General features: G+C 64.6%; 15 protein-coding genes and 1 other RNA gene. 6 read left to right on the top strand and 10 right to left on the bottom strand.

What is annotated here, in order from left to right; genetic code table 11:
* Nucleotides 1–7 precede the first annotated feature (7 nt).
* Genes Q5Z11_RS04370 through mraZ form a run of 4 tightly spaced genes read right to left on the bottom strand, consistent with a single transcriptional unit; the run spans nucleotide 8 to nucleotide 3,556 of the window.
* Nucleotides 8–1,870: a peptidoglycan D,D-transpeptidase FtsI family protein gene (locus tag Q5Z11_RS04370; protein ID WP_282266359.1), complete on the bottom strand. Its 1,863-nt coding sequence runs from the start codon at nucleotides 1,868–1,870 to the stop codon at nucleotides 8–10.
* Nucleotides 1,867–2,130, bottom strand: coding sequence for a cell division protein FtsL (gene ftsL / locus Q5Z11_RS04365; protein WP_282266357.1), 264 nt, complete (start codon nucleotides 2,128–2,130; stop codon nucleotides 1,867–1,869). The genes Q5Z11_RS04370 and ftsL overlap by 4 nt, the downstream gene beginning before the upstream one ends.
* On the bottom strand, nucleotides 2,127–3,095 hold the full coding sequence (gene rsmH, locus Q5Z11_RS04360; RefSeq protein WP_303749967.1) for a 16S rRNA (cytosine(1402)-N(4))-methyltransferase RsmH: 969 nt from the start codon (nucleotides 3,093–3,095) through the stop codon (nucleotides 2,127–2,129). Before rsmH ends, ftsL begins: the two co-directional genes overlap by 4 nt.
* 14 nt (nucleotides 3,096–3,109) lie before the next feature.
* Nucleotides 3,110–3,556 (bottom strand): division/cell wall cluster transcriptional repressor MraZ, encoded by a 447-nt coding sequence (mraZ, locus tag Q5Z11_RS04355; protein ID WP_282266355.1) that lies wholly within the window; start codon nucleotides 3,554–3,556, stop codon nucleotides 3,110–3,112.
* A 328-nt stretch (nucleotides 3,557–3,884) separates the two neighbouring features.
* Here mraZ and Q5Z11_RS04350 point away from each other — a divergent pair, with 328 nt between their 5' ends.
* Complete coding sequence (locus tag Q5Z11_RS04350) at nucleotides 3,885–4,661, top strand: NRDE family protein (RefSeq protein WP_303748892.1); 777 nt, start codon at nucleotides 3,885–3,887, stop codon at nucleotides 4,659–4,661.
* Between the two features lie 580 nt (nucleotides 4,662–5,241).
* Here Q5Z11_RS04350 and rnpB read toward each other — a convergent pair.
* The 3 genes from rnpB to rsmI all read right to left on the bottom strand — a co-directional run bounded on the left by rnpB (nucleotide 5,242) and on the right by rsmI (nucleotide 7,307).
* Nucleotides 5,242–5,683, bottom strand: an RNA gene (gene rnpB / locus Q5Z11_RS04345) — RNase P RNA component class A.
* 45 nt (nucleotides 5,684–5,728) lie between these two features.
* Nucleotides 5,729–6,493 (bottom strand): hypothetical protein, encoded by a 765-nt coding sequence (locus Q5Z11_RS04340; RefSeq protein WP_303748891.1) that lies wholly within the window; start codon nucleotides 6,491–6,493, stop codon nucleotides 5,729–5,731.
* Complete coding sequence (gene rsmI, locus Q5Z11_RS04335; RefSeq protein ID WP_303749966.1) at nucleotides 6,471–7,307, bottom strand: 16S rRNA (cytidine(1402)-2'-O)-methyltransferase; 837 nt, start codon at nucleotides 7,305–7,307, stop codon at nucleotides 6,471–6,473. The genes Q5Z11_RS04340 and rsmI overlap by 23 nt, the downstream gene beginning before the upstream one ends.
* Nucleotides 7,308–7,389: 82 nt before the next feature.
* Between rsmI and Q5Z11_RS04330 the strand changes: the two genes are divergently transcribed.
* From Q5Z11_RS04330 to Q5Z11_RS04310, 5 genes are read left to right on the top strand one after another with little or no spacing between them, the layout of a single operon-like run.
* Entirely contained in the window at nucleotides 7,390–9,114 is a 1,725-nt protein-coding gene (locus tag Q5Z11_RS04330; protein WP_303748890.1) for a penicillin-binding protein activator, read from the top strand.
* Nucleotides 9,104–9,478, top strand: coding sequence for a YraN family protein (locus tag Q5Z11_RS04325; protein WP_303748889.1), 375 nt, complete (start codon nucleotides 9,104–9,106; stop codon nucleotides 9,476–9,478). The genes Q5Z11_RS04330 and Q5Z11_RS04325 overlap by 11 nt, the downstream gene beginning before the upstream one ends.
* Complete coding sequence (locus Q5Z11_RS04320) at nucleotides 9,478–10,023, top strand: metal-dependent hydrolase (RefSeq protein WP_303748888.1); 546 nt, start codon at nucleotides 9,478–9,480, stop codon at nucleotides 10,021–10,023. Before Q5Z11_RS04325 ends, Q5Z11_RS04320 begins: the two co-directional genes overlap by 1 nt.
* Nucleotides 9,942–10,610: a TlpA disulfide reductase family protein gene (locus tag Q5Z11_RS04315; protein WP_303748887.1), complete on the top strand. Its 669-nt coding sequence runs from the start codon at nucleotides 9,942–9,944 to the stop codon at nucleotides 10,608–10,610. Before Q5Z11_RS04320 ends, Q5Z11_RS04315 begins: the two co-directional genes overlap by 82 nt.
* Before the next feature lie 19 nt (nucleotides 10,611–10,629).
* A complete protein-coding gene (locus Q5Z11_RS04310) occupies nucleotides 10,630–12,012 on the top strand; it encodes an FAD-binding oxidoreductase (protein WP_303748886.1) in 1,383 nt (460 codons plus the stop codon).
* A gap of 115 nt (nucleotides 12,013–12,127) precedes the next feature.
* Here the strand turns inward: Q5Z11_RS04310 and Q5Z11_RS04305 are convergent, their stop codons facing one another.
* The 3 genes from Q5Z11_RS04305 to Q5Z11_RS04295 all read right to left on the bottom strand — a co-directional run bounded on the left by Q5Z11_RS04305 (nucleotide 12,128) and on the right by Q5Z11_RS04295 (nucleotide 14,075).
* Nucleotides 12,128–12,682 (bottom strand): GTP-binding protein, encoded by a 555-nt coding sequence (locus tag Q5Z11_RS04305; RefSeq protein ID WP_345783914.1) that lies wholly within the window; start codon nucleotides 12,680–12,682, stop codon nucleotides 12,128–12,130.
* Complete coding sequence (locus Q5Z11_RS04300; protein WP_303748884.1) at nucleotides 12,679–13,569, bottom strand: hypothetical protein; 891 nt, start codon at nucleotides 13,567–13,569, stop codon at nucleotides 12,679–12,681. Before Q5Z11_RS04300 ends, Q5Z11_RS04305 begins: the two co-directional genes overlap by 4 nt.
* A 143-nt stretch (nucleotides 13,570–13,712) precedes the next feature.
* Entirely contained in the window at nucleotides 13,713–14,075 is a 363-nt protein-coding gene (locus Q5Z11_RS04295; protein ID WP_057627433.1) for a roadblock/LC7 domain-containing protein, read from the bottom strand.
* Between the last annotated feature and the right edge of the window lie 70 nt (nucleotides 14,076–14,145).

Genomic DNA, 14,145 nt, shown 5'->3' with positions numbered 1-14,145 from the left:
GTGTGGCTCACTGGCGCACCTCCGTGGCGGCAGGCGTCGGTGCGACGGCCGTCGGCAGTGCGGCATCAAATTCGGCCGTGGCGTTGGGCGCCTCGTCCGGGTCCTGCGGAATCGGCAGCGGCGCAGCGCTGCTGCCCGGCTTGCCACCCACCTTGCCTGCGGCCTGCGCGGCCAGCCACGACTGGATGTCGTCCGGCGGCACGTCCATCAGGCGCAGCGTGCCTTCCATCACGTGATGGAAGACCGGAGCGGAGACAAGGCCGCCGTATTGCAGCGAGCCCTGCGGGTCGTTGACCACGATCACCGCGGCGTAGCGCGGGTTGGTTGCCGGCACCACACCCGCGAACAGCAGGTTGTAGTGGCCGCGCTCGTAACCATTGGGGCCGTTCTTGCGCGCGGTACCGGTCTTGCCGGCGACGTGGTAACCAAGGATGGCTGCCTGCTTGGCACCACCGTTGGTAACCACGGTTTCCATCATGCGCACGACTTCACGCGCCACTTCCGGGTCGATGACCTGGCGTGCTTCGTTGCGCTGTCCCTTGATGAAGGTCGGCTGGATCACCTGCCCACCATTGGCCAGCGCCGAGTACGCCTGCGCGATCTGCAGCGGCGTCACCGACAGGCCGTAGCCATAGGACATGGTGGTCTTGGTGGTGCCATACCAGCTCGGGCTGCCCGGGCGCGCGACAACGCCGGCAGATTCGCCGGGGAAGCCGCTGTTCGGTGCAACGCCGTAGCCGAAGCCACGCACCGAGTCATAGAAGGTCTGGTCGGGAATGCGCGCCACGATCTTGGCCGCGCCGATGTTCGAGCTGCGGGTAATCACGCCGGTGACATTCAGCACACCGTTGTTACGCGGCACATCGCGGATGGTGTAACGGCCCAGCGACATGTAGCCCGGATTGGTGTCGATGATCGTGTCCGGGGTGACCACGTGATTCTGCAGCGCGGTGGCGATGGTCAGCGGCTTCATCGTCGAACCGGGTTCGACCAGATCGGTGACGGCACGGTTGCGGCGCGTGTCCGGGGTCGCGCCACTGATCGAATTCGGGTTGTAGGTCGGCAGGTTGGCCATGGCCATCACTTCGCCGGTGGCCACATCCATGATCACGATGGAACCGCCAGCCGCCTTGTTGGTGGTGACCGCATTGCGCAGCTCGCGCATCGCCAGGAACTGGATGCGGCGGTCGATGCTCAGGGTCAGATCCTTGCCCGGCTCGGCAGGACGCACCAGGTCGATGCTCTCGACGATCGCGCCCTTGCGGTCGCGGATGACGCGCTTGGCGCCGGGCTTGCCGCGCAGCCATTCGTCGAAGGCCAACTCCAGCCCTTCCTGGCCGAGATCATCGATATTGGTGAAGCCCAGCACATGCGCCATCGCCTCACCTTGCGGGTAGTAGCGACGGAACTCGCGTTGCGAGAACACACCCGGGATCTTCAGCGCGACCACTTGCTCGGCAACGTCCGGATTGATCCGGCGGCGCAGGTACATGAATTCCTTGTCGGCCTTCTGGGTCAGCTTGGTGGTCAGCTCATCCACCGGCAGCGACAGCGCACGCGCCAGCTCCGGAATCCGCTCCGGCGTGCGCAGCAACTCCTGCGGATTGACCCAGATCGAAGCCACCGGCGTGGACACTGCCACCGGCTCGCCATTGCGGTCGGTGATCATGCCGCGCGAGGTCGGGATCGGCACATCGCGCAGGAAGCGGGCTTCGCCTTCGCGCTGGTAGAAATCGTTGTTGATCAGCTGCACGTACGCGGCACGACCAACCAGCGTCACCGCACACAGACCCAGCCCCACGCCGACCATCAGCATGCGGTTGCGCAGGTTGAACTGCGTGCGGGTACGGTTGCGGCTGGGCTTGTTCATGGCCGGATCACCACGATGTCAGCGGCCTCGGGGAACTTCATGCCGAGGCGGCCACGGGCTTCCTGGTCCACGCGCGTGGCCTGGGCCAGGGTTGCCTGTTCCAGCTGCAGACGGCCGAACTCGATGTTGATCTCGTCGCGCGCGTGCTCGAGCTTGGACAGCTCGACAAACAGCTGGCGATGACGATGGCGCATGAACACCACGCCGATCGCCGAGGCAATCGTGCACGCCAGCAGGACGATCAACAGCAGGCGGCTCATCCGGCCACCTCGCACTTCTGTGCTACACGCAGCACGGCGCTGCGCGAGCGCGGGTTCATCGCCAGCTCGTCGTCATTGGCCTTGATGGCACCGCCGATCAGCTCCAGCGTCGGCACGAAGGCCTGCAACTCCGGCAGCCGGCGATTGGTCGGCGGCGCCTTGGCATGGCGGTTCATGAACTGCTTGACGATGCGGTCTTCCAGCGAGTGGAAGCTGATCACCGCCAAGCGGCCGCCTGGCTTGAGCCGCGCCATCGCCGCGTCCAGACCGGCTTCAAGGTCGGCCAGTTCGCGGTTGATGTGGATGCGGATGGCCTGGAAGCTGCGCGTGGCCGGATGGATCTTGTCCTTGCCACGCGGCATCACCGAGGCGATCAGCTCGGCCAGTTCAGCGGTACGCGTGAACGGCTGCTTCTCGCGACGGGCAACGATGGCGCGGGCGATGCGACGGCTCTGCCGCTCGTCACCGTAGGTGAACAGCACATCGGCGATTTCGCGGTCTTCAGCGCGGTTCAACCAGGATGCAGCGCTCTCACCCGAATCCGGGTCCATGCGCATGTCCAGCGGACCGTCCTTGCCGAAGCTGAAACCACGCTCGGCCACATCGAGCTGCGGCGAAGACACGCCAAGGTCGAACAGAACGCCATCCAGACCGGCAGCGGTTTCGCTCCAGTCCAGCAGATCGGCAAAGCTGCCGCGATAGATCGAGACACGGCCGTCCGGCGCGAAGTCGCGCTCGGCCACGGCAATGGCTTCGGGGTCCTTGTCCATCACCAGCAAGCGCCCATCCGGGCCGAGCTGGCGCAGCACGCCGCCAGCGTGACCGCCACGACCGAACGTGCCATCCAGATAAGTACCGTTTTCGATCACCCTCAGGCCGTCAAGGACCTGGGTGTACAGCACCGGCAGGTGAGCTGCCGGCGGCTGCGACACCGTTGGGTGACCGGCCTGCGCTTCACCGCGCACCCGGGCACCCCGGCTCACAACTTGAGATCGAGAAGCCCATCGCCCAGATCCTCGTCAGACAAAGTCTGCTGGATCAGTGCGCGATGCGCTTGCTCGCTCCACAATTCGAACTTGTCCCCCATGCCCATCAGCACTGCTTTCTTCTCGATGCCCACCGCACTGCGATGACTGGAAGGGAGGCTGATACGGCCATTGCCATCCAGTTCCAGATGGGCGGCCGAGCCGACAAGCTTCTGCTGCAGGGTGCGCACTACGCGCTGGGTATTGGGCTTTGCCATTACGTCGTCCCGCACCCGCTCCCACTCCTGCTCTGAGTACAACCACAGGCAACCGGCCTCGAACGGGTTGTAGGTCAGCACAAGGCGATTGCCACTGGCGCGCGCAACCAGGTCGCGATAAGCGGTTGGAACCGCCATGCGTCCTTTATCGTCAACCGTGATGGCAGTCTCACCCTGGAACACGCCTGCGGCACCCGTTCGTTCGTTTTGCTTGGGAAGTCATTGAACCACGAAAAACCACAAAAAACCCGGTTTTCCCTCTGATGCCCACCTTAGCAGCGAGCCTAGGGTTGTCAACAACTTTCCGCACACAAAATCACGTGCCGCATCAATGGCTTGCACCAATGTTTAGAGAGTTGTTCAAGGTTTATCCACAAGTTACTGTTTCATCTCAAATTTTGAGATTTGTATGTAATTCAGTGGTGTAGAGGCCGCGTGAAAACGGGGCTGCAGCCCAGCCGCCATTCAGGCCCGTATGGCTCACCCCCGCGCAAAACGGCACACTCCGTGCATGTGCCTAGTCGCCCTCGCCTGGAAAGCCCACCCACATTGGCGCCTGCTCATGGCTGGCAACCGTGACGAGTTCCATGCCCGCCCCACCGCGCCCTTGCAGCGCTGGTCATCGCCCTACGACAACGTGATTGCCGGCCGCGATCTGCGTTCTGGCGGTAGCTGGATGGGAACAAACCTGGGCGGCCAAGCGGCCGTGGTCACCAATGTGCGCGACCCGTCAGCGGCCACCGGCGGGCCTTCGCGTGGCGAACTGATCGCCAGTTACCTGGCTGGCGAACAGGCGGCCACGGACTATGCCGACGACCTGGCAAGGCGGGGCCCGGAGTTCGCGCCCTTCAATCTATTGGTCGCCGACGCTGAGAGCTGCAGTTATCTGGGCAACCACCCGCAGGCCCGGCTGGATCTGTCGCCGGGCGTGCATGGCATGTCGAACGGCGCATTGGATGCGCCCTGGCCCAAGACCGGCCGCCTGATGGACGTGCTCGAGGCCTGGCTCGTTGCGGGCAATGACGGTCTGGAGCCGCTGTGGGCAGCGCTGGCTGATGAGCAGCGGGCGCCGGACGCGCAGTTGCCATCTACCGGCGTTCCGCTGGAGCTGGAGCGATTGCTGTCGAGTGCTTTCATACGTGGAACCGACTACGGCACCCGCGCCAGCACCATCGTGGCGATCGACAGGGATGGAGGAGGTTTCATCCACGAACGCAGATTCGGGGCAGAGGGTGTGTATCTGGGGGAAACGCGCGTGGAGATTGGGAAAGAAGGCTTTGATTCCTAGTTCCCTCCCTTTCGCCGCAGGCGAAGGGGAGGGTTAGGGAGGGGTGCTTTGGCTTTGGCTTTGGCTTTGGCTTTGCCCCACAGCCAAAGCAGGATCAAAAGCCCCCCCATCCGCCCTCCGGGCACCTTCCCCCGCAGGCGGGAGAAGGGAAAGAACACAGCAAGGCAGGAGCAGGAGCAGGAGCAGGAGCAACAGCCAAAGCCAAAGCCGAAGCCACGGCAACAGCCAGAGCCAGAGCAAGAGCCAGAGCCAAAGCCTCAGCAAGAGCAAGAGCAAGAGCAAGAGCCGCAGCAAAAGCCAGAGCAAGAGCAAAAGCCACAGCCACGGCCACAATCAGGGCCAGAGCTGGGGCCGAAAACAAAGCAAAAGCCAAAGTAAAAGCCAAAACCAAAAAAACTACAGCCGCACTTCTCCCCGCCACGATGCGCAGCGAGCCAAGCACTAAATCCGAAGAGCAACAGCCCCCTTTAGTAAAGGGGGCGCGCCGACAGGCGCGGGGAATTGGAAGGCTAAAGGCCTGGGGCCCAAAGTTTTGCCACGCAAAACTTTGGGGCTTTTTCTGCCCGCCGGGCAGAAAAAGCGGCGGAGCCGGCCGATAAGCCGGGTTTTGTCGTGGACAGTCATTCCTCTAGGCGCTACGTCACCGTAACGCTCAAGCAACCTACCCGGACCCGACGCGGGCCACGCCATTAGGTCCCTATTTGGTCTTGCTCCAGGTGGGGTTTGCCGTGCCGGTCTGTTACCAGACTCGCGGTGCGCTCTTACCGCACCATTTCACCCTTACCACGCGCCCTGCTACCCCTTTGCCGTCTCCGGAAGCACTTGGCCAGCTTCGCTGGCAATCCGAAACACCGTCGCTTCGGCCAGCGGCGGCAAAGGGGTAACAGGGCCGTTCGGCGGTATCTTTCTGTTGCACTTTCCGTCGGCTTGCGCCGCCCAGGCGTTACCTGGCACCTTGCCCTGTGGAGCCCGGACTTTCCTCGGCATTCCCGAAGGAATGACGCGACTGTCTGGCCGACTCCGCCGCGCGTATTGTCGCACGTCCAGCACCACACCGGCCGATCATTTCATTCAGCTGCAAGCAGCTGGTAACGCAGCGGTCGCACGCCGTCTTCCGTGAACGACAACAACCAGCCTTCATGCAGGATGTCGATCTGCTGGAAGTCCGCATGTGCGCCGCTGTCCAGCAATTGCCGCGACAATTCATCCAGCGCCGCCAACGCCCAGCTGCGCAGCACCGCCGGATCGGCGTCTTCGACGAAAGCCACCGCCGGCAACGGCCAGTTGTCGTACAGCAACAACACATTGCGCGACTGGCGGGCGTAGCCCGGCTTGTGCAGCACCTGGCGTTTCTTCTCCACCGCCCAGCGCATTACTTCAACCCATAGCCGTTCCGGCTCATCGCCAGACCACGGGCTACCCTCATACGTGTCAGCCAATAACTGGCGCAGCAGTGGGCTATCCCATTCGGCGCGCGCTTCTTCCGCGCGGTGCTGCGCCACGGGTCGCACCCAACCGGAGTTGATGCCGTTCAACTTGGCCTGTACCTGCTTGAAGACCTCCGGCACCACTTCCATGCATTCCACGCCGACCCGTGCATTGCCGGTGTCCAGCATGAAATCCGGGCTTTCACGCTTGCTCACCCGCAGCGGATAGACCAGCTCCGACGCCCAGGCGGTCAACCAGCGCACCATCATCCAGCGCTCGCGCTGGGTCTTGATCTCGGCCCCTGTGCCGCCCGCCAACGGATGCTCGCGCAGGTCGAGTTGCTGGCGCAGGCTGGCGGCATCAGCCGCCGCCCACATCGCCTCAGTCGTTGCTGCCCTGTCCATACAAAGCCTTGCGCGGCGCGCCGCTCAGTTCGGCCGCCAGCTTGGCGGCAGTGGAAGGCGGCAGGTGTTCGTTCAATTTGGCGTACAAGCGGCGGCCTTCGGCGATCTTCGCCTCTTCATCATCGCCTGCACCCTGCACCATCACCACGAACTCGCCCTTGCGCTGGTTATCGTCGGCCAGCACCTTGGCCAGCAGCTGATCCAGATTGCCATCGAGCACGGTCTCGAACAGCTTGGTCAGTTCGCGCGCCAGCACTGCCGGGCGCTCTCCACCAAACGCGCCGGCCATGTCGGCCAGCGACTCGGCAATCCGGTGTGAGGATTCATAGAACACCAGGGTGCCGGTCTCGGCGGCCAACCTGTTCAAACGCTCGCGCCGGGCCGCCCCCTTGGCCGGCAGGAAGCCTTCAAACACGAAGCGATCGCTGGGCAGACCGGCCACGCTAAGGGCGGCAATTGCCGCGCAGGCGCCTGGGATTGGACTGACTTTGACCCCCGCTGCGCGCGCAGCGCGCACCAGGCGAAAGCCCGGGTCGCTGACCAGCGGCGTGCCAGCATCACTGACCACCGCCAGCGACTCGCCGCCCAGCAAACGCGCCACGACGCGCTCGGCCATCGCTTCCTCGTTGTGGTCATGCAGGGCAACCAGGGGTTTGCTGATGCCGAAATGCGATAGCAACTGACCGGTATGACGGGTGTCTTCTGCGCAGATGGCGGCCACCGAACGCAGCACCTCCTGCGCACGCGGACTCAGGTCGGCGAGGTTGCCGATCGGCGTGGCAACGACATACAAAGTGGCAGCAGCAGTACTCATCATCGGTATTTCCGTGGGCCAAGGGTAGAATCGTACCGTTTCCCCCGCCCGGCACTGCCGCGCCCTGTCGAACGGACCTTAAATGAACAAGCCAGTCGCACGGATTTCCGCCCTGTCATTGTCGATGCTGCTGTTCGTCGGCTGCGCAACCACCAGCGTTGCGCCGACCAGCTCACCCGCCCAGCAGGCGGCCATCGCCCTGCTTGAACAGGGCAAACCGCGCGATGCCGCGCAGCAGCTTGAAGCCCAGGCCGCGCTTGCGCGTGGCGCCAGCAAGACCTTGTTGCTGGCCGATGCCGCCTTTGCCTGGCAGGAAGCGGGCGACAGCGCCCGCGCCCGCATGCTGATGGCGCAGGTGCAGCCGCGCCAGCTGTCTGGTGCAACCCGCCAGCGTTTCAACCTGCTGCAGGCCGAGCTGGCACTGGGCGACAAGCAGCCTGCCACGGTGCTGCAGGTGCTGACCGAAAGCCCGACCTCGCTGCCGGCGCCGCTGCAGGCGCGCTGGTACCTGGCCCGCGCGCAGGCACTGGAAGCCGCTGGCGATGCCTTTGCCGCCGCTGCCGAGCGCGCCCGTGCCGGCGGCCTGCTCAGCGGCACCGCGCGCAATGACAACCAGCGCGCCATCACCCGCCTGCTGGCCGGCGTGAATGACGCCACCCTCAGCAGCCGCGCCGCGGCGCTGCCGGTTGGCGACCCGCTCTACAACCACGCTGGCCGCGCCATGATTGGCCGCGGTTTGCCGCTGCCGCGGCCCTTCGACCGTGATACCGCCTCGCAGCTGGATACCAGCAAGCGTCCGGCGGCCGATGCCGACGGCTATCGCCCGCCGGTGAAGATGGCGGTGCTGCTGCCGCTCAGCGGCAACCTGGCCGCCGCCGGTGCCTCGGTACGCGACGGCCTGCTGGCCGGCTACTACGGCGAAAGCCGCCGTCGCCCGCCGATCGATTTCATCGACACCAAGGGCACCGCCAGCGGCGCCGGTGCGGCCTATGACAAGGCAGTCGCCAACGGCGTCGACTTCATTGTCGGCCCGCTGGGCCGCGACGAAGTGGATGCGCTGTTCCAGCGCAGCGACCTGCCGGTTCCCCTGCTCGCCCTGAACCGCGGCAAGGACGCACCGCCAGCCGGCAGCGCCGGCTTCTCGCTGGCGCCGGAAGACGATGGCCTGATGGCCGCCGAATACCTGCTCGGCCGTGAGCGTCGCAATGTGCTGGTGATCGCCAGCAATGACGACGCAGGCCGTCGCTCCAGCGGCGCCTTCAAGGAGCGCTTCAGCGAGCGCGGCGGCAAGGTCGCCGCCACCATCAATGTCGGTGATGCGCCCGGCGACATTGGCGCGCAGCTGCGCCAGGCCGGCAGCGTCGACGCGATCCTGCTGGCGGTCAAAGGCAGCCAGGCACGCGCCCTGGCACCGCAGCTGGCCTTGGCCGGCCTGAGTGCCGCCAGCCGCGTCGGCACCTCGCAGTTGACCGCAGGCACCGGCAAGGCCGAAGACGATGCCGCACTGGATGGCATCGCCTTCCCCAGCGAGACCTGGAGCAGCCGTGGTGTCGCCGGCCTGCCTGCTGCCGCAGCCGTCGCCACCACCCTGCCGACCGCACGCGGCGGCGCCGGTCGTCTGTTCGCCTTCGGCTACGACGCGTGGAAGATCACCGCCTACATGGAGAAGCTGGCCAACAGCACCAGCGGCGGCCTCAGCGGCGCCACCGGCACGCTGCACCTGGACGGCTTCGGCAATGTGCTGCGCACGCCGGCCTGGTCCACCTTCAGCGCAGGCCGCCCGGTCGCCATCGGTGATGGTCGCTGAGCAGAGCCAACGCGGTGCAGCGGTGGAAGCCGCTGCCCGTGTCCTGCTGCAGAACGCCGGCCTGCAATGGCGGGCGAGCAATGTCAGGTTTCGCGGCGGTGAACTGGACCTGGTGATGTACGACCGCATCGCGGCCAGCCTGGTCTTTGTCGAAGTGCGCTATCGACGCTCATCCATGTTCGGCGGCGGCGCGGCATCCATCGATATCAGCAAGCGCCGCAAGCTGGTCCGTGCCGCCCAGCTCTACCTCAACCAACACCCCGCACTGGCCAACAGCCCCTGCCGTTTCGACGTGGTCGAAGCCAGTGGCGAGCCGCCGCGCCTGAACTGGATCCGTGACGCCTTCCGCGCCGACGACTGCTGATGCCTAGCGTATTTACCCATGCTGCAATTCCACTCGCACTGTGGTGCGCCAGCGAGCGCGGTCGCATCTCCCCGCGCCTGCTCGGTGCCGGCGTTGCTGCAGCGATGCTGCCCGACGCCGATGTGCTGGCCTTCGCCCTGCACATTCCCTATGCCGACAGTTTTGGCCACCGCGGCGCCAGTCACTCCCTGATGTTCGCCACGCTGCTGGCGGCCTTGGCCATTCCCTTTGCAAACGCACTGCGTGCCAGCCGCCTGCAGGCGTTTGCGTTCGTCTTCATCAGCGCGTTGTCGCATCCGCTGCTCGATGCACTGACCTCCGGCGGGTTGGGCGTGGCGCTGTGGTGGCCATGGAGCGACCAGCGCCTGTTCGCACCGTGGCGACCAATACGCGTATCGCCCTTCGCCAACAACTTCTTCAGCGCGCGCGGCCTGCAGACCGTGCTGTCGGAACTGCGCTGGGTATGGCTGCCGCTGCTGGTGGCCGTGATCGGCTGGAAGATGATTCAATCGCCGCATGGTTGGCGCCGCCGCGTCGACAACTGAGCCACCCGGGGGAAACCATGCGTCATCGCCTGCTGCAGTCTTCCAGACTGCTGTTGTCCTGCTGCCTGTTGTTGCTGTCGATGCCGTCATTCGCCGCTGCCATCCCCGCTGCTGGCGAGTTCCCGCCCCCGGTTGCACTCGGCAGGACCCTGCCGGGCGAAGTTGTCGACCTGCAGCAGCGACGTGGCAAGGTCGTCATCATGACCTTCTGGGCCAGCTGGTGTGGCCCCTGCATGCGCGAGCTGCCGGTACTGGCGCATATGCAGAGAGTGGTTGGCAAGGACGCGCTGGAGGTCATCGCGGTGAACTGGGACGAGCCGCGCGCGCAGGTGGTGGACTTTGCACGCCGCAACAGGAAGCTGGACCTGGAATACGTGCTCGACAGCAAGGGCAAGGCTGCCACGGCCTATGGCGTGAAGGCGATTCCCTTGATGTTCGTGCTGGACCAGGAAGGCCGCATCAACACCGTCCACCAGGGCTATTCAGAAGAGTCTTTGCCGGGGATCCTGGAACAGGTGCTGGCGCTGTTGCCCGAACATGTACGCATGCGGCCGTCGCAGAACGCCAACACCGACGGCGGCGGATGACACGGCCTAGAATAGGCGGGTGATCACGACCCTTTCCGACGCATTCAAGCACACCCTGTCCCAGCTGCTGGGCGATGACTGGCGCACCGACGCCAGCGCGCTCGCCGCCCATGCGCAGGACAACTCCTGGCGCCACGCCTTGCCGCAGGGCGTCGCCCTGCCCAGTACACGCGAGCAGGTGCAGGCCATCGTCCGTGCATGCCGCGAACACGGCGTGCCATTGGTTGGACGCGGCACCGGCACCGGCACCACCGGTGCTGCAGTGCCAACTGCAGGCGGCATCGTGCTGTCATTCGCGCGCATGAACCGCATCGTTGCACTACGGCCCGGCGACCGCTGCGCGGTGGTCGAACCCGGCGTGCTCAATGGCGACCTGCAACATGCCTTGATGCCGCACGGCCTGTTCTGGCCGCCGGATCCTTCCAGCGCCGACATCTGCAGCATCGGCGGCAACCTGGCCTGCAATGCCGGCGGCCCACGCGCAGTGAAGTACGGCACAACCCGCGACAACGTGCTGGGGCTGGTGGCGGTCACCGGAACCGGCGAACTGATTCAATGTGGCGGGCCTTACACCAAGGACTCGACCGGCTACGACCTCACCCATCTGCTGGTCGGCAGCGAAGGCACGCTGGCGCTCATTGTTGAAGCCACGCTCAAGCTGACACCGCGCCCGCGCAGCCAGGCCGGCCTGCGCGTGCTGTACCGCGATGCGGAGGCTGCAGCTGCAGCGGTATCACGGGTGATGGCGCAGCCGGTGACGCCAACCACGCTGGAATTCATGGATGCACGCAGCCTGCAGCTGCTGCGTCACAACGGTGCGCAGGTGCCCGAGGCCGGCGCGATGCTGTTGATCGACGCCGATGGCGACGATGACACCCTGCCCTATCTGTTGAATGCATTGGCCGAGGCCGCCGAAGGTGACGGCATGCTGGCCTTGGATGTAGCCACCGATGGCAGCGCACGCGACAAACTGTGGGCGGCACGTCGCGCCTTGTCTCCGGCGCTTAAAACCATCGCACCGGGCAAGATCAACGAAGACGTGGTGGTGCCGGTGTCGCAGATCCCGGCACTGGTGGAAGGCGTGCAGCAGTTGTCCGAGCAGGCGCAGCTTCCGATCGTCACCTTTGGCCATGCCGGCAACGGCAACCTGCACGTCAACATCCTCTATCACCCGGACGACGCCGACGAGAACGCACGTGCGCATGCGGCTTTGCCCAAGGTATTTGCATTGGCCCTGCAGCTGGGCGGCACCTTGTCGGGCGAACACGGCATCGGCCTGGCCAAGCGCGATTTCATGGCGCAGGCGTTTTCAGCAGGAACGCTGGCGACGATGCGCGCGATCAAGCAGGCGCTGGACCCGGACGGGATTCTCAATCCTGGCAAGGTGTTGCCGGAGGCGTAGCGCTGGGCTGGCTGTAGTGCCGAGCCATGCTCGGCAGGGGTCTTACAAGCGCAACGTCGGAAGATTCACTGGCTTCGCGGCTTACGCCGCTCCCACAACCAACACCATCGCTGACTCAGGCAATCGCTTCGGCGTAACGGCAGGACAGCAAGGCCTTGATCAGGAAATCGACCTGGCTGGTTTCGCGCGCATCCACCCACATCACCGGCAGGCGGTGTCCTTGTGCGGCCAATGCATTGCGGAATTCGCTGAAGCTGAAATCAGGCTCGCGGTCCTGGCAGGTCACGCCCACTGCGAAACACGCGTCCGGCGCCAATCCGCGGAACTGCTCCAGCAGGGTCAACGTACTTGGCAGCGCGCGCGTATTGAGTGCGCTCACAAGTACGATCACGCCGATGGCACCTTCAGCCACGATCGGCCACATGAAATCTAGGTAGGCCTGGCCGGGCACGCCGTAGACATGCAGCAGTTCACCATCGCCCAGTTCAATGGAGCTGTAATCCAGCGCCACCGTCGTATGCGACTTGTCTTCGAATGCCTCCAGCGCCGCTTCGTCGCTGATCGGCATTTCAGTGCTGATCGGTTCCATGTCCGAGATCGACCGTATCGCAGTCGTTTTACCCGCACCCATTTCACCGACAAAAACCAACTTGGTTGCCATAGCCGTCAGACCTGAAGCCCCTTGGAAAAATTGAGCCCGAATCGCTTGGCGATACGTGTGAAGAAGCCGGACACCTTGTTGCCGGAGCCCTGCGCCGGTGCAACGTCGGCGCTACTGCCATCGAGCAACCCGGTACAGGCCGCTGCGGCCATGATACGGGCAATATCGTCCAGCGACGTGCCGGTTGCCTGTGCCAACTCGCCAGGCTGCCACGGCCGGATCATCATCGCCGCCATCGGCAGCAGCCATTGCAGCGGCAATTTGCCGGTCTCGACCTCGGGCCACCCACGCAGCCGGCACGGATTGGCGGTCTCACGTGGCAGCAGGGGCTCAGGTGAAAGCGCCGCAGCACGCCAGCAGAAATCCTCCAATGCGTGGCTGCTGACCGCATCGGCCAATACCTCTTCCACCGCCTGGTCGTTGGCCAACAGTGACAAGGTCCAGCCTGGTTCGGCAGCCGCTTTCAAGCAGTTGTCATAAGGCAGATCGCGCAGCACGGTGACCCGCGTCTGCGCCGCATCGATCACCACTTTGACCAGGCCCATGTGCAGCACACTGGGCTTGCCCTTGGCCTCACCGAGGCTACGGAACAGCGTGCGCGGCTTGAAGCGCTCGCCGCTTCGGTCAGACTCCAGCAACAACAAGCGCAGCTGCTGGAAAATATCGCGGACGCTGGCGCCATAGGCCACGCCCGGCGTCGACAGCCCGGACAACATCCTGCGGGTTACCGCCAATACTGGCAGGCCCTGCTCGCTGGCCTCACGCAGCACTTGCTGGCCATGGCTGTCATCGATGCTGGCGACCAGCAGATCCACCGGTTGATGGTCCCACTGCTGCACATCCGCCTGGATGTACTCGGCCATCAGCAAGGAGCTGGCAACCTTGAGCCGCATCATGTGCAGGACATCCAACCCCTGGCAGCCGATCACTGCGGCAGAGATTTTACGAGCGGGTGCACTCATCGTGTGGATCGGTTCCGGGAGTCGAAACTCAGCAGTCGCACCGCTGCTCCATCAAGGGGCAGCGGTGCTTTCCTGCATCACTTGAAGTCGAGCGTCTGTTCGAACGACTTCAACTCGTGGCGAGCCAGCGCCAGGTTGGCGCGCGAGCGGTCAAGCACGACATACAGGAACAGGTCCGCATTGCTTTCCAGCGGACGGATCAGGTGGTACTGCTTGGTCAGGGTGATCAGGATGTCTTCAATCGCATCGGTGATGCCGAGCGAGGCAGCGACGCGACGCTTGGCGCGCACCACTTCGGTGTTGCCGGCAGCAGCAACTTCCAGGTTGATCGGACCACCGCCGAGCATGCCCAGCGCCATGCCGCTGTCACTGTCGACCAGCGCAGCACCAACGAAACCAGCAATTTCATTCAACTTGTCCAGCTTGACGTTCCCAGCCATGGTGTTCTCCGTTCCTGATCGAATGTTGTCTGATGATGTTGCGCGGCCATGACGCTGCATAGCTCAGGCA

Origin of the sequence: Stenotrophomonas sp. 610A2, assembly GCF_030549615.1 — a bacterium.
GTDB classification, from domain to species: domain Bacteria; phylum Pseudomonadota; class Gammaproteobacteria; order Xanthomonadales; family Xanthomonadaceae; genus Stenotrophomonas; species Stenotrophomonas pigmentata.
Note: the sequence above shows the minus strand (reverse complement) of the source record. Positions and strands in the feature narration are given on the sequence as shown.